Origin of the sequence: Actinomycetospora termitidis (assembly GCF_030286555.1) — a bacterium.
GTDB classification, from domain to species: domain Bacteria; phylum Actinomycetota; class Actinomycetes; order Mycobacteriales; family Pseudonocardiaceae; genus Actinomycetospora; species Actinomycetospora termitidis.
The window spans coordinates 1-383 of record NZ_JASVWF010000025.1 but is presented as its reverse complement, the minus strand read 5'-3'; the positions used below and the strand labels follow the sequence as shown (position 1 = coordinate 383).

1 protein-coding gene is annotated in these 383 nt (G+C 72.1%); it reads right to left on the bottom strand.

What is annotated here, in order from left to right; translation table 11 throughout:
- Positions 1-383: DUF222 domain-containing protein (locus QRT03_RS32025; protein WP_286057228.1), on the bottom strand; the 383-nt coding region annotated here is incomplete at both ends.

Below are 383 nucleotides of genomic sequence, written 5' to 3'. Positions count from 1 at the left end.
TCGGCGAGTGCGGCGGATTCCGGGGGCAGGGTGGCGGCGCGGATGGCCTGGTCGAACAACTCCGCCGAGACGGGGTCGCGCAGGATCAGCTTGGCGTGCAGGTCGCCGTTGCGCCGCCGGGTGTAGCTCAGCTCGTCGGGCGGTGGCGGGTCCTCTGAGGGGGCGGCGCCGTCGGGGTCGAGTCGGTCGGCGATCACCGACGCCGCGCCTTTGAGTGCGATCGGGGAGTGCGTCGCGGCCAGGGTCGCCAGCTGTTGTTCGGTGGTGGCCAGCACCTCCTCGTCCAGGTCCTCCACGCGGCGCAGCCGGATCATGGTGTCGCGGATGACCTCGACGTGCCCGTCACCCACGGTGCCGTCATCGACGTAGGAGCTGGTGGCCGG